Annotated in this window: 17 protein-coding genes; 9 read left to right on the forward strand and 8 right to left on the reverse strand. The window is 62.2% G+C overall.

What is annotated here, in order from left to right:
• Positions 1 to 29: 29 nt before the first annotated feature.
• Both BJI47_RS02540 and BJI47_RS02545 read right to left on the reverse strand, forming a co-directional pair.
• Positions 30 to 1,205 carry a steroid 3-ketoacyl-CoA thiolase gene (locus BJI47_RS02540; protein ID WP_088942242.1) on the reverse strand — a complete coding sequence of 392 codons (1,176 nt, stop codon included), beginning with the start codon at positions 1,203 to 1,205 and terminating at the stop codon, positions 30 to 32.
• Between the two features lie 106 nt (positions 1,206 to 1,311).
• A complete protein-coding gene (locus BJI47_RS02545; RefSeq protein WP_176224637.1) occupies positions 1,312 to 1,923 on the reverse strand; it encodes a TetR family transcriptional regulator in 612 nt (203 codons plus the stop codon).
• 232 nt (positions 1,924 to 2,155) lie between these two features.
• Between BJI47_RS02545 and BJI47_RS02550 the strand changes: the two genes are divergently transcribed.
• Positions 2,156 to 3,682: an FAD-dependent oxidoreductase gene (locus BJI47_RS02550; protein ID WP_088942313.1), complete on the forward strand. Its 1,527-nt coding sequence runs from the start codon at positions 2,156 to 2,158 to the stop codon at positions 3,680 to 3,682.
• On the opposite strand, the gene hsaA is transcribed toward BJI47_RS02550, so the two are convergent.
• A complete protein-coding gene (hsaA, locus tag BJI47_RS02555) occupies positions 3,683 to 4,849 on the reverse strand; it encodes a 3-hydroxy-9,10-secoandrosta-1,3,5(10)-triene-9,17-dione monooxygenase oxygenase subunit (protein ID WP_088942243.1) in 1,167 nt (388 codons plus the stop codon).
• A 194-nt stretch (positions 4,850 to 5,043) separates the two neighbouring features.
• Here hsaA and BJI47_RS02560 point away from each other — a divergent pair, with 194 nt between their 5' ends.
• Genes BJI47_RS02560 through BJI47_RS02570 form a run of 3 tightly spaced genes read left to right on the forward strand, consistent with a single transcriptional unit; the run spans position 5,044 to position 7,259 of the window.
• Positions 5,044 to 6,207, forward strand: a complete 1,164-nt coding sequence (locus tag BJI47_RS02560) for a Rieske 2Fe-2S domain-containing protein (protein ID WP_088942244.1) — start codon at positions 5,044 to 5,046, stop codon at positions 6,205 to 6,207.
• Entirely contained in the window at positions 6,185 to 6,445 is a 261-nt protein-coding gene (locus tag BJI47_RS02565) for a hypothetical protein (protein WP_088942245.1), read from the forward strand. Before BJI47_RS02560 ends, BJI47_RS02565 begins: the two co-directional genes overlap by 23 nt.
• Before the next feature lie 22 nt (positions 6,446 to 6,467).
• Positions 6,468 to 7,259, forward strand: a complete 792-nt coding sequence (locus tag BJI47_RS02570; RefSeq protein ID WP_088942246.1) for an SDR family oxidoreductase — start codon at positions 6,468 to 6,470, stop codon at positions 7,257 to 7,259.
• A gap of 80 nt (positions 7,260 to 7,339) precedes the next feature.
• Here the strand turns inward: BJI47_RS02570 and bphC are convergent, their stop codons facing one another.
• From bphC to BJI47_RS02590, 4 genes are all read right to left on the reverse strand, one after another.
• Positions 7,340 to 8,281 (reverse strand): biphenyl-2,3-diol 1,2-dioxygenase, encoded by a 942-nt coding sequence (gene bphC / locus BJI47_RS02575; protein WP_088942247.1) that lies wholly within the window; start codon positions 8,279 to 8,281, stop codon positions 7,340 to 7,342.
• A gap of 28 nt (positions 8,282 to 8,309) precedes the next feature.
• Positions 8,310 to 9,488 carry an acyl-CoA dehydrogenase family protein gene (locus BJI47_RS02580; protein ID WP_088942248.1) on the reverse strand — a complete coding sequence of 393 codons (1,179 nt, stop codon included), beginning with the start codon at positions 9,486 to 9,488 and terminating at the stop codon, positions 8,310 to 8,312.
• Between the two features lie 106 nt (positions 9,489 to 9,594).
• Positions 9,595 to 11,310 carry an FAD-binding protein gene (locus tag BJI47_RS02585; protein ID WP_088942249.1) on the reverse strand — a complete coding sequence of 572 codons (1,716 nt, stop codon included), beginning with the start codon at positions 11,308 to 11,310 and terminating at the stop codon, positions 9,595 to 9,597.
• On the reverse strand, positions 11,307 to 12,185 hold the full coding sequence (locus BJI47_RS02590; RefSeq protein WP_088942314.1) for an alpha/beta fold hydrolase: 879 nt from the start codon (positions 12,183 to 12,185) through the stop codon (positions 11,307 to 11,309). The genes BJI47_RS02585 and BJI47_RS02590 overlap by 4 nt, the downstream gene beginning before the upstream one ends.
• A gap of 195 nt (positions 12,186 to 12,380) precedes the next feature.
• On the opposite strand from BJI47_RS02590, the gene BJI47_RS02595 reads away from it, so the two are divergent.
• A complete protein-coding gene (locus BJI47_RS02595; protein WP_176224638.1) occupies positions 12,381 to 12,917 on the forward strand; it encodes a flavin reductase family protein in 537 nt (178 codons plus the stop codon).
• A gap of 67 nt (positions 12,918 to 12,984) precedes the next feature.
• Here the strand turns inward: BJI47_RS02595 and BJI47_RS02600 are convergent, their stop codons facing one another.
• Positions 12,985 to 13,878, reverse strand: coding sequence for an IclR family transcriptional regulator (locus BJI47_RS02600; protein WP_254900337.1), 894 nt, complete (start codon positions 13,876 to 13,878; stop codon positions 12,985 to 12,987).
• Positions 13,879 to 14,086: 208 nt separating this feature from the next.
• Here BJI47_RS02600 and BJI47_RS02605 point away from each other — a divergent pair, with 208 nt between their 5' ends.
• The 4 genes from BJI47_RS02605 to BJI47_RS02620 all read left to right on the forward strand — a co-directional run bounded on the left by BJI47_RS02605 (position 14,087) and on the right by BJI47_RS02620 (position 17,301).
• Positions 14,087 to 14,980 carry a TIGR03619 family F420-dependent LLM class oxidoreductase gene (locus BJI47_RS02605; protein WP_088942250.1) on the forward strand — a complete coding sequence of 298 codons (894 nt, stop codon included), beginning with the start codon at positions 14,087 to 14,089 and terminating at the stop codon, positions 14,978 to 14,980.
• Complete coding sequence (locus tag BJI47_RS02610) at positions 14,977 to 15,459, forward strand: nuclear transport factor 2 family protein (protein WP_088942251.1); 483 nt, start codon at positions 14,977 to 14,979, stop codon at positions 15,457 to 15,459. The genes BJI47_RS02605 and BJI47_RS02610 overlap by 4 nt, the downstream gene beginning before the upstream one ends.
• 160 nt (positions 15,460 to 15,619) lie before the next feature.
• The gene (locus BJI47_RS02615) at positions 15,620 to 16,561 is read left to right on the forward strand and encodes a 3-oxoacyl-ACP reductase (RefSeq protein ID WP_088942252.1); all 942 of its coding nucleotides are present in this window, start codon (positions 15,620 to 15,622) and stop codon (positions 16,559 to 16,561) included.
• Positions 16,558 to 17,301, forward strand: coding sequence for an SDR family NAD(P)-dependent oxidoreductase (locus BJI47_RS02620; RefSeq protein ID WP_088942253.1), 744 nt, complete (start codon positions 16,558 to 16,560; stop codon positions 17,299 to 17,301). The genes BJI47_RS02615 and BJI47_RS02620 overlap by 4 nt, the downstream gene beginning before the upstream one ends.
• Positions 17,302 to 17,332 lie beyond the last annotated feature (31 nt).

Consider the following 17,332-nt stretch of genomic DNA (forward strand, 5'->3'; position numbering starts at 1 on the left):
CTCGGCTCTCTCGTCGGTCGGGTGCGCTCTTACCGGATGCATTCGATGATCGTCGCTGTCGACTGTGCACCACCGGCACACATCGTCACCAGCGCGGTGGACTTGTCGGAACGTTCGAGCTCGTGCAACGCCGAGGTGATCAACCGAGCTCCGGTCGAACCGACTGCGTGCCCGAGCGCAATAGCGCCGCCGTTCACGTTCACCTTCGACATATCTGCACCGTGAACCTGGGCCCAGGACAACACCACCGAAGCGAAAGCCTCGTTGATTTCCACGAGATCGATGTCGGCAAGCGACATCTTGGCGCGTTCGAGGACGAGCGCGGTGGACTCGATCGGACCATCGAGGTGATAGTAGGGATCGGAACCGATCATCGCCGAGGCGAGAATCCGTGCACGCGGACGGACTCCGAGCTCGAGTGCCCGTGCCTCGCTCATCAGAAGCACTGCGGCCGCGCCGTCACTGATTTGCGAAGAGTTTCCGGCGGTATGAATCTGATTCGGCATCACGGGCGCAAGTCCGGCGAGGGCTTCCGCGCTCGTCTCACGTAAACCCCCATCGCGTTCCACACGCACGCTCTCGCCGGTGGGGGCGCCATCTTCGCCCAGTACCGGAACGTCGACCGGGACGATTTCGCGGTCGAAGACCCCATCTGCCCACGCGCGGCCGGCCCGCTGCTGCGAGAGCAGGCCCAACGCGTCGGCGTCTTCCCTCGTGATTCCGCGAAGATCGGCGATGCGTTGCGCCGAGGTGAACTGGTCACCCATGTCGATGGTCCAGTCCGGCGGATACGGGTTTCCAGTTTCCGGGGTGGCGGCTTGACCGAGGAAGACCCGGCTCATGACCTCGACGCCGCATCCGATACCGGCGTCGATCTGACAGGATGCGATGAGACCGGCGACTATGTGTACGGCCTGTTGAGATGATCCACAGGCACAGTCGATGGTCGTCGACGCGGTGCCGTAGGGCAGTCCGGCGTGTAACCATGCCTGCCGAGTGACGTTGTTCGACTGTTCGCCCGCTTGGGTGACGCAACCGCCGACGACCTGTCCAACGCTCGCTGCCGGAACGGCAGATCGGTCGAGAACTGCGCGCTGCGCCGCTCCGAGGAGCGTGGCGGGATGCACGCCCGACAGGGCCCCTCGGCGACGTCCGATAGGTGTTCTGGCCGCCTCGACGATCACCGGGGTGTTCTGAGCAAGCATGTCGACTCCTCGAGTCAATTACCGCCGCGCGGGGCGACGTCGATTTTCTGAAACGTATTCTATTTTATCGAAAATGCACTGCGCTCGAGCACTACGGTTGCACTGTTCAGCGGGGCGACAGGTCGACGAGAAGCAGATCGCATCCTCGGCGAATGTCGTGCTCCGCGTCGAGGAACGACACGCGCCCGTTCAGACAGGACTGAATGACACCGAACCACAGTTGCACGACCAAACGAAGCGCCGTCAGATCCGATTCGGTGGGTGTTTCGATTCCGGCCGCCTCGAGTAGGAGCTGACGGAACGCCAGATCGACCTTCGCCGCATCGGGCACAGCCACGACGTTGGAGGCTGTCGTGGACTGAATCATGGCCGTCGATAGCAGCGGCCGGCGCAACAACCCGCGCGTTGCGCGCACCAGTACGTCGTACACCGCGTCGCTGGGCCGCGCCGCGGCAGATGATCCTTTGGTGAAGCCAGAACCCATACGGTCGATCTGATCGACCATCACCGCGACGAAGAGATGAGTCTTCGACGGGAAGTATCGGTACAGCGTCCCGATAGCAACCCCCGCAGCCTTGGCCACGTCGTGCATCTGGACGCGCGCAAGTTCCTTCTCGGCACCGAGTGCCGCCGCTGCCTGGATCATGCGGACGTGCCGAGCGTGCTGCTCAACCGAGCTCGGCTCTGCGGCGTCGCGAACTTCGGCAATTCTCGGCACTCTCGTCCATCCCTCCCAAGACTTCTCACGCTGGGCCTACGTAACGGTAGGTTCGCTCGATCTTGGCACCTCACTTCGGATTCTTCGACTTTTGCCCGCTCAGTGAGACCCACGGCACGCAGCCGCCGAAAGTACTGTTGCGTAGTCCACCGCATCTTCGTGTACTCGACCCGCCCGCATGTCGACGTACACGCATCATCACCGCGGGCACTTCGAAACGGAGAACACCACCATGCACGAGTCGATCGAGTGCGATGTCCTGGTCATCGGTTCCGGCGGCGGCGCTCTGACCGGCGCATTTGCCGCGGCAGAAGCCGGTCTGGACACGCTGGTCCTGGAAAAGACACCACTACTCGGTGGCACGTCCGCCTATTCCGGCGGCGCCGTATGGCTACCCGGCACCGCGGTGCAGGACCGCGCGAACATCGGAGATTCGACGGCGAAGGCACGCGAGTACCTTCGTGCCGTCGTCGGCGATTACGAAGTCGATCGGCAAGAGGCATTCGTCTCGACGGCACCCGCCGTCGTCGATCTGCTCGAGAAGAACCCGAATATCGAATTCGAATGGCGTCCGTTCCCGGACTACTTCCGCGCGCCCGGTCGCATGGATTCCGGACGAGCGATCAATGCTCTCGACATCGAGCCCTCCGCTGTCGGTGATCTGCTCGAGCGTGTCCGCCCCGAACTCGATGCAGATCGTGAAGGAGCGCCGCACCCCGCCGGCAAGCTCGGCGGTGGACGCGCACTGATCTCTCGCCTGTTGCTGGCTCTGGAAAGCACGGGCAACTCTCGTGTGCTGACCGAGACTGCATTGACGGAGCTGATCGTCGAGAACGAGGTAGTAGTCGGCGCCATGGCGACCGGACCTGATGGAAAGACATTGCGCATCCTCGCGCGTCGCGGCGTCCTGATCGCCGCTGGCGGCATCGAAAAGGATCAGCCACTGCGAGATGCAGAGTCGATGCCGGGTCTCGCGCGGTGGAGCATGGCACCGCAAGGCTCGAATACCGGCGATGCAATTCAGGCTGCAGTCCGGATCGGCGCAGACACCACTTTGGCAGGGCAGGCGTGGTACTGCCCCGGTGTCGCATTGCCGGATGGGTCGGCGGCATTCATGGTCGGTGTCCGTGGCGGACTGCTCGTCGACGACGCAGGCAAGCGCTACCTGAACGAGTCGCTTCCGTACGACCAGTTCGGTCGGGCAATGATCGAGCACGGCAGCGAGCGGTCTTACCTCGTATTCGAGGCGACCGACAGCGGACCTGTCATTCCGACCATTTCGATTCCGTCGGTAGCCGCGGACGCTCATCTCGAGGCCGGTACGTGGGTCATGGCCGACACGATCGAAGAACTGGCAGCACTGATCGAGGTTGCCCCAGAGGTTCTCCGCAACACCGTCGAGCAGTTCAACGAATACGCGAGTACCGGTACCGACGAGCAGTTCCATCGCGGCGAAGACCCATACGACAAGTTCTTCTGCCGACCCGTTCCCGAACTGCCCAACGCGGCCTTGACGCCGCTGAAGAAGGGGCCGTACGTCGCCGCACGAATCGTGTTGAGCGACCTGGGAACCAAGAGCGGTGTGCGCACCGACGTCGACGCTCGGGTACTCCGTGAGGACGACACACCGATCGCCGGCCTCTATGCAGCCGGCAACACCAGTGCCTCTCTCAGTGGGTCCAAGTACCCAGGCCCGGGCGTGCCGCTCGGCACCGCCATGGTCTTCGCCTACCGAGCAGTTCGCGCCATGCTGTCCTGATCAGACCAAATTGTCCTCTACCGGGAGGCCGAACGCGCCTTGGCCGAACAATGCCAAGGCCCGTTCGGCCTCGTTGGCTACGTGGACGCTCCCGGCGTGGACATCGCGCCACGCCCGTTCGATCACATTTCCGCGGAACAACGAGTGGCCCCCTGCCGACTTGAACAACAGGTCCATCGCCTCGACCGCACGCTCGGTCGCTCGCACTTGATCACGTCGCGCACGCAGCCGCATCGACATCGGTAGTTCCTCGCCTTCGAGCGCCAACTCCCACAGTTCTCGAACGTTGCGCTCCAACTGCAGTATCGCGGCATCGATCTCCGACGATGCGCGCGCGATGGCGACCTGCGCGAATTGATCGTGCACGAACTTCCCGCCACCGAGGCTCAGACGCACTCGCTCGCGCATGTTGGCCAAATAACGTTCGTAGCACCCCGCCACGATTCCGACTCCTGGCGACGCGACCGCAGTGGTGAAGATCGTGGCGAACGGAAGCCGGTACAGCGGTCCCCGGTTCACTTTCTGGCCCGCACCACGAAGGTGCGCTGTTTCGTAGTTGCTCTTGGTCCGATACTCGGGGACGAAGCAATCGACGATACTGATCTCGTTGCTGGCAGTGCCTCGCATTCCCATCACGTCCCAAACATCCCGGATGCGATAGTCCGAGCGCGGGACCAGGACGGTGAGGAAGTCCAGGGGACGCCCCTCCTCGCCCACCACGATTGCGCCCAGCAGCGCCCACGCCGCATGGTCACACCCGGAGGAGAAGTGCCATTCCCCGCTGAGGCGGTACCCGCCTTCGACAGGGTGCAGCCGTCCGACCGGTGCATACGCGGAAGACACGAGCGTGTCGTTGTCGCGTTCCCACACATCGCTCTGCGCTCGATCGTCGAAGAGTGCGAGATGCCACGGGTGGACCCCCAATACGGAAGTCACCCAACCGGTGGATCCACAGGCACCCGAGATCATTCGAACCGCGTCGAAGAATCGAGCCGGATCGGATTCGGTCCCGCCGTAGCGCTTGGGTTGAAGCAGCCGGAAGACTCCGGCCTTCCCCAGCTCGTGGATCATCTGGTCCGACACACGTCCGGTTTCATCGACCTTGGCTGCCGCTTCGGCAATAGTCGGCAGTAGATCGCGGACAGCACTGAGGACGTCGGTTGTCATACTCCGAACGATATTCCGTTTCCGCGCCCGGCGAGCGGGTGCCTCACTCATCGAGAGTGAGGACACCGGCCTTCCGTCGAGTCCCGTCCAGTGAGAATTCCGGTATGTCGGTGTCGGAGGTCACCTAGCGTGACCCCTGATACGGCAACGACCAGCTCGCCGTTTGACTTTTCGAGAGACAGGACGGGACCACTGTGACCATCCAACAGAACACGAGCGACGAAGTACGAGAGATCGACGCCGGAGCGTCCCCAACGCGATTCGCTCGCGGTTGGCACTGCATCGGTTTGTCGGCTGACTTCAAGGACGGCAAGCCCCACTCCATCGAGGCCTTCGGGACCAAGCTCGTCGTCTTCGCCGACAGCTCGGGCAAGCTCGCCGTCCTCGACGGATACTGCCGCCACATGGGTGGCGACCTCACTCAGGGAACGGTCAAGGGTGACGAGATCGCCTGCCCGTTCCACGATTGGCGTTGGGGAAGCAACGGCAAGTGCAAGAGCATTCCTTACGCGCGCCGCGTACCCCCGCTGGCTCGTACACGTTCGTGGCATGTCCTCGACCAGGACGGCATGCTCTTCGTGTGGAACGATCCCGAGGGCAATGCCCCGCCGGCAGACGTGACCATTCCCCGCATCGAAGGTGCACTCGATGACGGCTGGTCCGACTGGGTTTGGTACAGCACCGTGGTGGACACCAATTGCCGCGAGGTCGTCGACAACATCGTCGACATGGCGCACTTCTTCTACGTCCACTACACCTTCCCCACGAACTTCAAGAACGTGTTCGAAGGCCACGTAGCCAGTCAGTTCATGAACGGGGAGGCGCGAAAGGACATGCGTCCGGACGTGCCGGGCCAGCCCAAGATGATCGGCAACCGCTCGGATGCCACATACTTCGGACCTTCGTTCATGATCGACGATCTGACGTACTCGTACGAGACGCACGACGTCGAGTCGGTCCTGATCAACTGCCACTACCCGGTCAGCGCCAACAAGTTCGTTCTGCAGTACGGCATGATCGTCAAGAAGTCGGAGACGGTCAAGGGTGATGCTGCCGACGAGATGGCCAGGAATTTCGGAACGTTCATCGCCAAGGGCTTCGAACAGGACATCGAGATCTGGAAGAACAAGACACGTATCGACAACCCACTGCTCTGCGAAGAAGACGGACCCGTCTACCAGCTTCGCCGGTGGTACGAGCAGTTCTACGTCGACGTTGCCGACGTGACTCCGCAGATGACGGAACGATTCGAGTTCGAGCTGGACACCGCTCGTCCGTCCGAGGCGTGGAAGAAAGAGGTCGAAGACAACATCGCTCGGAAGCTGGAGGGTCAGAATGCAACCGCTTCAGTGCAGTGAGTGCAGTGCGCGGGTACTCGTTGCGAAGAACAGCTGGGAACACACCTCGATCCAGTGGGACGCAGCGGCTCGCGAGCTTTGCCATGAAATAGACAGCGACGCGCCGGTCGACGGCCGGCTCGGCGCACCCAATCGGGGCTGTCACGCACTGAAAAAAAACATCGTCGAAGCCGCACTACGCGGCGACGTCGTCGTCACCGACAGCGATCCGGTTCCGACGCCGATCGTTGTCGATTGACGCATCGAGGAAAGGCTCTTTCATGATCGATATCGACCAGTACGGCCCCTGGGCCGTCATCGCCGGCGGTTCCGAAGGCGTCGGATCGGAGTTTGCCGACCAGTTGAGCAAGGCCGGTTTCAACCTTGTTCTCATTGCCCGCAAGCCCGGTCCGCTCGAGGAGACAGCAACTCTCGCTCGCGCGAACGGCGTCGAGGTGCGGACGCTGGCACTCGATCTGCTCACCGCCGATGCAATCGAGAGCATTCGCACGGCGACCGCGGACCTCGAAGTCGGCTTGTTGATCTTCAACGCAGGCGCCAACAGCTACGGACATGAGTTCGTCACCGGTGATCTGTCCGGCTTCCAGCAAGTGATCGACCTCAACATCACCTCGCAACTGCATTTGTCGCACTATTTCGGTGCTGCGATGCGCGAGCGCGGGCGCGGCGGCATCATCCTGGTCGGCTCGATGGCCGGTTACATGGGCGCCGAGCACCAGAGTGTGTACGCGGCCTCGAAGGCCTTCGGACGCATCTTCGCCGAGGGCCTGTGGCTCGAAATGGCACCGTTCGGCGTGCATGTCGTCGACCTGGTTCTAGGGGTCACACGGACCCCAGCGATGGCACGCGCCGGGTTGAACTTCGACATACCCGGAATGCGTGTATCCGAGCCTGCAGATGTAGCTCATGAAGGGCTCGAGCACATCACCGACGGACCTGTCTGGGTCGCCGGCGGACACTACGAGGCCGCGCAGACCCGCAGCGGCTTCCCGCGCGGAGAGATCGTCGAAAATGCTGCAATAGGTATGCGGAAGCTCCTCAACCGAAGCTGATTCACTTCGGCAAAAGCCTCCCGATACGCCGAAAGCGCTGCGCATTCATATGAATGCGCAGCGCTTTTAGTTGGGCGCCCTTAGTTTCCTTGGACTGCCTCAGCGGGTGGAGTCGGCGCGAATGCTGCGAGCATCTCCGACCCGGACCAGTCGTGTCCCCAGTAGCTGTCAGCGGTGATTTCCTCCGACGAGTAGTACCTCTCGTCGACGAGCTTGCCCTCGGTGCCGAACTCGAGATCCCATCCACCCGGTGCGCGGACGTAGAACGAGACCATCTTGTCGTTCGTGTGGCGACCGAGCGTAGAGGAGATGGAGAATCCCAGCTTCGCTACCCGATCGAGAGCCTGACCCACCGCGTCGAGAGTATCGACCTCGGTCATCAGATGCACCATGCCTGGATCCTGGCTGTGCGGGGCCGGGCACAATGCCAAGCTGTGATGCCGCTCGTTGACACCCATGAACCGCACTCGCCGTGCAGGTCCGGCCCCGGGAGGACCGACGCGGATGGCTCCACGCGGAAGGAATCCCAACACGTCGGTATAGAACGTGTATGTCTCGTCGATTGCCGGTGTCGGCAGAACGACATGGCCGAGTCCCTGCGGCCCGGTGACGAACCGTCCACCGTGCGGGGTTACCACCGGACTGTGATCGAGAACCGCTCCGAAGAACACCTCGACACGGGTACCCGACGGGTCGTCGAATGCGATCACTTGCTCGGCATCGCGGTAGAGCGATTCTTCCTCCGACAGGACCTCGACAGCTCGTCCCGACTTCTCCACCGCTTCACGTACGCGCTGGAGAGCGAACTGATCACGGACCTCCCAGCCCACGGCCAGAGCCTTGTCGGTGTCACCGGGCAACACGATGAGCCTGGATCGACGCTCGTCGACGCGCAAGTAGAGGCCGTCGGCCTCCGGTCCCGATCCGACGGCCATTCCCAGCCCGTCGACAACGAGTTCGCGCCAGCGGGGCACATCCTGCGTCTGAATTCTGAGATAGCCCAGACCGCGTATTTCCGTCATCGTAAGTACCTTTCGTCGAGGAGGCTTGTCAGATCATCGAGCGGTGGATGCCTTGCGGCTCACCGCCGAGCTGTGTCAGAGCCGAGGAATGGAAAATGGAACCGGGAACGTGGATCGCATGGGAGAGTCCCGCATGTGCGTCACGCCAGAATCGCTGCATCGGAGTGCTCAGCTTCAGCGCCCCTCCGCCTGAGCGGGCAAAGATTTCGTCCACTGCACGCACGGCACGCCACGCGGCAGCAGTCTGCGTGCGACGGCCGATCGCGCGCATCTCGAACGTGATCTCCTGCTTCTTCTCGGTCATGTCCCAGAAGCGATCGACAGTCTCCAGGATCGCGGCACGGGAGGCGGCAATCTCTGCCGCGGCGTCACCGATTGCGTACAACACGTACGGATCATCCTTGATCGCGGTACCCGACACCGTCACCCGCTGGCGCTGCGCATCCAGATGGCATCCGAGGGCGCCTTCAGCGATACCGATCAGTGACGAGGTGATCCCGAGCGGGAAAATGCACGAGAACGGGAAGTTGTAGAGAGTCTGCTCGCGCCCGAACTCCTTCGCCGCCATCCCGTTCATGACTTTCTCAGCACGCAGAGTGCGGTAGTCCGGAATGAACGCATTCTTGACGATGAGGTCCTTGGAGCCCGTTCCGCGCAGTCCGACCACGTCCCAGCTGTCCGGATCGATCTCGTAATCCGAGCGTGGAAGCAACACGTGCAGCAACGTCGGAGGCATCACGCGGTTGCCCTCGGCGTCACCGAGTGCAGCACCGATCATGATCCAACCGCAATGGTCGGTGCCCGAGGAGAACGACCACCGCCCGTTGAGGATGTAGCCACCGTCGGTGGGTGTCGCTACTCCCAACGGTGCGTACGGCGAGGCCATCCACATATCGGGGTCTTCGCCCCACACCTCGTCCTGGGCTTTGCGATCGAAGAAGGCCAGCTCCCACGGATGGACGCCTACGATTCCACTGACCCAGCCTGCGGCACCGTCCATGGCACCGATACCCATTGTCGTCTCTGCGAATTCGCGAGGATGAGACTCGAAGCCGCCGTATTCCTTCGGCGCAAGCATGCGGATGACTCCGGCGTCCCGCAGTCGCTTCGCCGAGACATCGGACAAGCGCATCAGCTTGTCCCCCTCGACACCCTCTGCACGAATCTCCTCGGCGAACTGTTCGATCCTGTCAAGAACCTGACCCATGATGATCTCGGCTTTCTACTTCGGTGCCCGGCCGATGTGCGCAGGCGGTCGTCTTCTCCGTTGTACTGCTTTTTCCACCGCGGAGGATCGGTTCCTCCGGAGCGGATCAGGCGTGCTTCGCGCGCCCGTTCGAATCTGCTGGATCGATCGACGAAACCGAGCCCTGTGTATCGGCAGCGTGCTCGGCTGCGATGTACCCGAACACCATCGCGGGTCCGATTGTGGCGCCCGCTCCTGCGTACTCGTTCCCCATCACCGACGCGGAGGTATTACCGGTCGCATAGAGGCCCTCGATCGCGGAACCGTCGGCCCGAAGGACCCGGGCATGGGCGTCGGTGCTGAGCCCGCCCTTCGTTCCCAGGTCACCGGGCTCACAACGAACTGCATAGAAAGGGCCGCGGTCGATCTCGTCGAGGCACGGGTTCTTCATGGTGGGATCGCCGTAGTAGCGGTCGTAGGCGCTGTCACCTCGACCGAACTCTTCGTCCTTCCCCGACCGTGCATACCCGTTGAATCGGGTGATGGTGGCGGCAAGCGCGTCGGCAGGGACGTCGATCTTCGCGGCAAGTTCGGCGAGAGTGTCGGCCTTGTGGACGACCCCTGAGTCGTAGAAACCCTGGGGGAAAGGCACTCCGGGCAGAACCTGCGCAAACGGGTAACGCGAGCGGGCTTTGGTATCCATCACGAACCAAGCCGGAATGTGACCACCTTCGAGCTGGTCGTGAACGAAGTTCACGTAGGGAGAGGATTCGTTGGTGAAACGCTGTCCCTTACTGTCGACGATCACCGACGGCGGGATGCAGCGCTCGGACACCAACGGGATGACCGCGCCCATCGGGTGCAGAACCGACGGCATCCACCAGGCGTCGTCCATCAGTGCGACGTCGGCGCCGATGCTCAGCCCGGCATTGATTCCGTCACCGGTGTTCTCGCGAGCACCGGAACTGATGTCCGCAACTCCATTCTCGGGGAGGTAGCGCGAACGCATCTCCAAGTTGTGCTCGAATCCGCCGGTAGCGAGGAGGACTCCTTTTCGAGCCGCGATGCGAATCGTCTTGTCGCCGCGCTGGGCCACCACACCACGAACCACGCCGGCGTCATCGACGATGAGCTCGCTCATCGAGGTCTGCAGCCACACCGGAACCCCGGCATCTTTGAGCACCATCCGCAGTCGCGCCACGAGAGCGCGTCCACCGGTCGCCATGTGGCGTCGCCGTACGACGTTCGACGCCACCCGCCATGCCGCGACCAGCGATGCTCGACGACCCTTCCACGTCCGCTTGACCATCGCGAGGTCGTGGTAGTCCTTCGAGGTGACCCAGAGTCCGAGCGGGCCCTTCATGCTGTTGGGCCGCTGGAACTTCTCGTCGTCGCCGAGTGCACGGGTATCGAACGGCCGGCATTCGATAGTGCGGCCCAGCGCGCTGCCGCCTTCGTTCTCGGGGTGATAGTCGGAGTAGCCCTTCACCCAGTACAGCTTCATGTGCGGACTTTTGTCCAGCAGTTGCATCAACGCCGGACCCCTGTCGACGAACGCATCCAGACGCTCTGCCTCGACCGTGCCCTCGGTGATGCTGTCCAGGTAGGTACGAATCGACTCGCGAGAGTCGACGACCCCCTTGTCCACGAGCGTGGGAGCATTCGGAATCCAAATTCCGCCACCGGATATTGCAGTGGAGCCGCCGAATGTCACACCCTTTTCGATGACGAGGGTGTCGAGCCCGCGATTGGCTGCAGTTGCTGCGGCGGCCATGCCTCCGCCGCCGCTCCCCACGATGAGGAAATCGACTGTTTCGTCGAACTGTTCCGAATCGATACTCATTTTTGGACGGCGTCCTCTCTCAGAAGAAAAGCGATAACTGCACTCTCGAAGGCGGCTTTCTGTTCGATCATCGCCCAGTGACCACACTTCGGGAATACATGTAATTCGGCATTGGGGATCAGACGCATCGGCAGCAGCGCCATGTCCATCGGACTCACGCGATCGTCTCGACCCCAGGTCAGCAGGGTAGGTGCTTGCACGCGGTGTAGCTGCGCCCAGTACGGCGCCTCCGAAGATTTCGCAGCCGCTGCCGCATTCGCGGCAAACGCCGCGCTGCTGTACATCTTTCGGGCGCTCGCGAGTGTCTCCGGATCCGTAGCCTGCGTCCATCGTTCCTCGATCAGTTCCTCGGTGACCATGGCCGGGTCGTAGACCATCGAATGCAACCAAGAGACGAGGCGATCCCGGGTCGGATCATCGGTGAACTCCATCAGCAGTTTGATACCTTCACCCGGTCCGGGGCTGAAGATATTTCTTCCGATGCCACCGATGGTGACCAGCTTCGAGACTCGCTCGGGGAATTCCATCGCGAATCGTGTCGCGACTATCCCGCCCATCGAGTTGCCCAGCAGAGCAACTCTGTCGAGGCCGAGACCGTCGAGGAATCGCACAACTGCATCCATGGCGGTGACCATCGGGTGTCCACCGAAGTCATCGCTGACGCCGAACCCCGGAAACTCGAGTACGTAGGTGTGGAAATGTTCGGCGAACACATCGATGTTGCCGCGGAAGTTCCGCCACCCCGTGACACCGGGGCCCGATCCGTGCAGCAGCACCAGGGGTGGGCCGTCGCCGGCTTCGTAGTACCGAAGTACGCCGAGATCGGTGCGGAGCTCCTTTTTCGAGCCTTCCTGGACACTCGAGACATTGGTCATGTGAGCACACGTTGCCACCAGCAGGCCGCTGGATCGCCCCTCATCCCGGTCAGCGAGACCACCCGATCTGCGCGAGCGGCGTGACCGACCGATTCCACTGAACGAGACGACGATTCCGGAGTTTGCACGGCGCTGCCTAACCTGGAGCCCGATCGCCGAATTCCTCGGCGACACAACGAAACCGAAAGGTGCGCGATGTCGATCGAGTCGATGGAATCCGTCCTCACCACCGTCAACACTGCACCGACGCCGCACGAGATGCGCCACGCCATGAGCCACTTCGCCAGTGGCGTCACCGTGATCACAGGTCTCTCGGATGAAGGGCCGATCGGGTTCTGCTGTCAGTCGTTCGCGTCGGTTTCACTCGAACCTCCGCTGATTCTGTTCTGCGCCGATCACCGTGGCCGTGCCTGGCCGCGCATCCGAGAGATCGGCCGCTTCACCGTCAACGTGCTGCGCGAGGACCAGGGGGACATGTGCTCTCGCTTCGGTTCCAGTCGAGGAACGAAGTTCGAGGGTCTGGGCTGGACCCGATCTGCCTGGGGAACTCCTGCCTTGCCGGATGTGTTGGCGCGCGTGCATTGCGAAGTGGAGACTGTCCACCGCGCCGGTGACCATGACGTTGTCATCGGACGAGTCATCGGCCTCGAAGCCCTCGACGAGCAGCGCCCGATGGTCTTCTACCGCGGAGCCTTCGGTCTCGCCGACGCGGCCGTTGTTTCGAACAACTGAGCCGCGACGTCGATGCCGAGTCAGCGCTCTGATGTACGAGCGTCGATCGAAGTTCGACGCTCGTACATCAGAGCCAGTGCCCCGACTGAACCGACAGCAGCTGGTCCAACGTTTCGGTCGACCAGGATCCTTCGTGGGTGTGCGGAACGAGAGAACGTCGGCGAGAGTTTTCGAGTGCGGGAAACATGGCCTTGGTGACTTCGCGCACCGCGTCGACGACGAGTGGAGCAACCCGTTCCAGCTGGACGGTTGCCGCGTCGCCGGAAAGCGAGATTCCGGCTACCGGCCCTTCTACCGTTCGGACAGCAGCTCCGACGCACCCGATCCCGCGGACGGATTCACCCCGCTCGAACGCCAAACCGCGGCGCTGACGAATGCGGTTGAGTTCTCGGTGCAACGTGGTGATGTCGGAAATAGTTGTGTCGGTACTGCGGTCGAGACGTTCCCCGAGCAGCCGATCCACTTCCTCCGGGTCCAACCACGCAAGCATCGCTTTTCCGCTCGCTGTCGTGTGGGCGGGTACACGTCCACCGACCCTGGTCGGGATGCCGTTCGCGCCGCGGCCGCCGAGCTTGTCGAGGTACACGCTCATGCCACCGTCGAGGACAGTGAGATGCACGACCAGTCCGGTGCGCAAATGCAAGTTGTGCAAGACGGGTGCGGCGGCTGCTCTGACCTGACTGTGGTTGCTCTCGCTTCCGCCGAGGCCGATCGAACGGCGGCCGAGGCAATAACCGAAACTGGCGTGGTCCACCCAGTTCAGCCGTACCAACTGGTCGAGAATTCGATACACAGTGGACCTGGGTAGCCTCGTACGGCAGGCCACCTCTTCCAGCGTGAGGCGAGAAGCGCGACCGTCGAACGCGTCGAGGATCAAGGTCATCCGTTCCACCATCGAAGGCGGTACGTCCTTCTTCTCCGAAGCACCGGGCGTCGAGCTGTCTGGACCGACCGAGTTCATCCGGTGCCTCCGCAATCGGCAGTGGTCTGCCGGTAAAATTGAAATGAATTCTTGAAATGGTATCAGCTCGGCTTCGGACCGCAAAGCGGGTCAGCTCCCCCCTCCACGAGGCGGAGTCCGGTGAACGGGAACTACCGACGCATCCGATCGCCAGAGGTACTACAGATGAGGGTATGCACCCTTCTCGTCCAACCTCGGAGCGTCACCGATGCACATTGGCATAACGTCCCCGATCGTCGTTCAACACCCGAGCAGCGCCGCGGACTGGGAGGCCAGCGCCGGGATCGCGGAGCTGGTTCGCATTGCGCGCCAGGCCGACCAACTCGGCTTTCACCACCTCACCTGCAGTGAGCACATCGCCGTACCGGTAGATGTCGCCGCCGAGCGCGGGGCGACCTACTGGGATCCACTTGCCACCCTCGGCTTCCTCGCCGCGTACACCGACCGGATCAAACTGGCCACCCAGGTTCTGGTTCTCGGCTATCACCACCCGCTCGCGATTGCCAAGCGCTACGGCACACTCGACATGGTCAGCGGCGGCCGGCTGATACTCGGTCTCGGAGTCGGCAGTCTCCGAGAGGAATTCGACCTACTCGGCGCCGAGTTCGAGGGCCGCGGAGCCCTGGCAGACGATGCACTCGCAGCACTGCGGGCATCGCTGTCGCAATCGAATCCGGAGTATCACGGCACTCACTACGATTTCGCGAACCTCGTGGTGAAGCCCCATGCGGTTCAGACACGGGTACCCCTGTGGATCGGCGGCCGAACCCCCCGCTCACTTCGACGAGCGCGAACCCAAGGCGATGGCTGGGTTCCGTTCGGCCTCGCACTCGGCGATCTCGAACGCATACTGGCAAAAGGTGAACAGCGAGCCGATTTCGAAGTGGTCTTGAGCGCAGGCGCGCCGGTGGACCCACTCGGCAACAGAGCCGCAGTCGCCGACTCACTCGAGCGGCGACGCCAGGCCGGTGCCACCATCGTGAGCGCCGCAATCCACGCAACGAGTGTCGAGCACTACTGCGATCAACTCTCCACCCTCCGCGACATCGGCGACGAGCTGGGCGTGGATTTCCATTCGAACCAGATCGGAGCAACACCATGACCGACACCGACAAGCTGCTGCAGAACCTCCTCGATCGAGTGAGCGCCCTCGAGGACACGCTCGCGATCACGAAGTTGCTGGCCACCTACGGTCCTGCCGTCGACAGCGGATCGGTCGAGGCAGTTGCGCGTCTGTGGACCGAAGACGGGGTGTACGACGTCGACACCGGCGTACTGAACGGCCAGGCCGAGATTTCGGCCATGGTTCGCTCCCGCGCGCATCAGGGCTACATCAATGGTGGCTGCGCTCACCTGCTCGAACCCGGACACGTGCAATTGGACGGACACCAGGCCGTCGTGACGTGCAAATCGCAGTTGATCCTGCACGACGGTGACGCTTACCGAGTCGCTCGCATCACCGCGAACCGGTGGGAATTGTCCAAGATCGACGGACAGTGGAAGGTGACGCGACGGACGAACCGCTTGCTGGACGGCCGCGCGGAAGCTCGGGAACTGTTGGCGATGGGCGTTCGGGACTGACCACGACAGTTTCTGGCCGATCAGGACGGGGCCGGGCAATGTAGCAGTCAGGGAGATTGCCCGGTTCCGTCACTGTCCGTCTCGGTTGTCGAAACCGTGCACATTCAGGCCATATGCGCTAGAAATAGAATTAACTCTAATTTTGAAATGGAGGCTTTTCGTGAGCACAGCACTCGAATTGACCGGAAGAACAGCAATCGTGACCGGCGCAGGTGCCGGACTCGGTCGTGCAGAAGCAATGGCCCTCAGCGCTGCGGGAGCTGCAGTAGTCGTCAACGACATCGGTGACAATGCGCAATCCGTCGCCGACGAAATCATCGCCGCGGGCGGACAAGCGATCGCGGTTCTCGGTGACGTGTCCGACTGGTCTCTTGGCGAACGACTCGTGCAGTCGGCGAAAGAGAAGTTCGGTTCGATGGACATTCTGGTCAACAACGCCGGGATCATTCGCGACAAGATGATCTTCAACCTGACCGAATCAGATTGGGACGATGTGATTCGGGTGCACCTCAAGGGGCACGCGGCCACCTCACATGCCGCTGCAGTTCATTGGCGAGCACTTTCCAAGGAGGTCGGCGGCCCGATCTACGGTCGGGTCATCAACACCTCTTCGGAGGCCTTCCTCTTCGGCTCCGCCGGCCAACCGAACTACTCGGCAGCCAAGGCCGGGATCGTCGCTCTCACGCTCTCGACCTCTCAGGGACTCTCGCGCTACGGCGTTCGGGCGAATGCAATCTGTCCTCGTGCGCGTACCGCGATGACCGCTCAGGCATTCGGGGAGAACACCGATCCGGAAGCGATCGAGGATCCGCTCTCCCCCGACCGGGTCGCCACTCTCGTCCACTACCTCGCCAGCGAAGCTTCGGAAGAAATCACCGGACAGGTCTTCGTCGTCTACGGCAGAATGGTCGCCCTGATGGCAGCACCGAAGGTCGAGAACACGTTCCAAACCACAGGTTCGAAATTCACCATCGATGAGCTCTCGGACAATCTGACACCGTACTTCTCCGGTCGCGGCCAATACGAGACCTACTCCGCATACAGCGTGGCAGAACTCGAGAAGACCGCACTCGCAGCCGTCGATTCGATGGGCATCCGATGAGACTTCAAGGGAAAACGGCAATCATCACGGGCGGCGCAGGCGGCATCGGCCGCGCGATCACCACCGTCTTCGCCCGCGAAGGTGCCAATGTGTTCTTCGTCGACATCGACGAAGAAAAGGGAGCCGCACTCAGTACCGAACTGGGACCGAACGCAGAGTTCCTGTGCATCGACATATCGCTTCCCGACTCGGCACAGACGATCTGCGACGCTGCTGTCGCCGTCTTCGGATCCGTCGACGTACTGGTCAACAACGCTCACGCGTCACGGCAGGCACTGCTTGTCGATACGACTGGTGAGATGTTCGATCTGTCGTTCAACACCGGCTTCTACCCCACGGTCCACCTCATGCAGGCCTGCTACCCCCACCTGAAAGCCTCCTCCGGATCGGTGATCAACTTCGCCTCCGGTTCAGGGTTGGACGGAATGCCCACTCAGGCCTCCTATGCCGCAGCGAAAGAAGCAATTCGAGGGCTCAGCCGCGTAGCCGCCAACGAGTGGGCTGTCGACGGCATCAGAGTCAACGTGCTCTGCCCCTTCGCCGCAACCGAGGGTGTGCGTGCGTGGCAGGCTGCCCACCCGGAGCGCGCCGCAGCGAGTGCCGCTAAGGTCCCGCTACAGCGAATCGGAGATCCCGAGACCGATATCGCTCCAGTAGCAGTGTTTCTGGCCTCCGAAGATTCCAAGTATATGACCGGACAGACACTGATGGCCGACGGCGGAAGCAACAAACTGCGCTGACGGTGATCGGCCACCGAGGTAGACCAACCAA

It is taken from the genome of Rhodococcus sp. 1168 (assembly GCF_002091955.1).
Taxonomy (GTDB): Bacteria; Actinomycetota; Actinomycetes; order Mycobacteriales; family Mycobacteriaceae; genus Rhodococcoides.

Bases quoted from the DNA above. Each gene is read 5' to 3' on its own strand.
- BJI47_RS02595 (WP_176224638.1), top strand. From the start codon at position 12,381: ATGTCGATCGAGTCGATGGAATCCGTCCTCACCACCGTCAACACTGCA.
- bphC (WP_088942247.1), bottom strand. From the start codon at position 8,281: ATGACGGAAATACGCGGTCTGGGCTATCTCAGAATTCAGACGCAGGAT.
- BJI47_RS02605 (WP_088942250.1), top strand. From the start codon at position 14,087: ATGCACATTGGCATAACGTCCCCGATCGTCGTTCAACACCCGAGCAGC.
- BJI47_RS02585 (WP_088942249.1), bottom strand. From the start codon at position 11,310: ATGAGTATCGATTCGGAACAGTTCGACGAAACAGTCGATTTCCTCATC.
- BJI47_RS02540 (WP_088942242.1), bottom strand. From the start codon at position 1,205: ATGCTTGCTCAGAACACCCCGGTGATCGTCGAGGCGGCCAGAACACCT.
- BJI47_RS02600 (WP_254900337.1), bottom strand. From the start codon at position 13,878: ATGAACTCGGTCGGTCCAGACAGCTCGACGCCCGGTGCTTCGGAGAAG.
- BJI47_RS02570 (WP_088942246.1), top strand. From the start codon at position 6,468: ATGATCGATATCGACCAGTACGGCCCCTGGGCCGTCATCGCCGGCGGT.
- BJI47_RS02565 (WP_088942245.1), top strand. From the start codon at position 6,185: ATGCAACCGCTTCAGTGCAGTGAGTGCAGTGCGCGGGTACTCGTTGCG.
- BJI47_RS02590 (WP_088942314.1), bottom strand. From the start codon at position 12,185: ATGACCAATGTCTCGAGTGTCCAGGAAGGCTCGAAAAAGGAGCTCCGC.
- hsaA (WP_088942243.1), bottom strand. From the start codon at position 4,849: ATGACAACCGACGTCCTCAGTGCTGTCCGCGATCTACTGCCGACTATT.
- BJI47_RS02610 (WP_088942251.1), top strand. From the start codon at position 14,977: ATGACCGACACCGACAAGCTGCTGCAGAACCTCCTCGATCGAGTGAGC.
- BJI47_RS02580 (WP_088942248.1), bottom strand. From the start codon at position 9,488: ATGGGTCAGGTTCTTGACAGGATCGAACAGTTCGCCGAGGAGATTCGT.
- BJI47_RS02620 (WP_088942253.1), top strand. From the start codon at position 16,558: ATGAGACTTCAAGGGAAAACGGCAATCATCACGGGCGGCGCAGGCGGC.
- BJI47_RS02550 (WP_088942313.1), top strand. From the start codon at position 2,156: ATGCACGAGTCGATCGAGTGCGATGTCCTGGTCATCGGTTCCGGCGGC.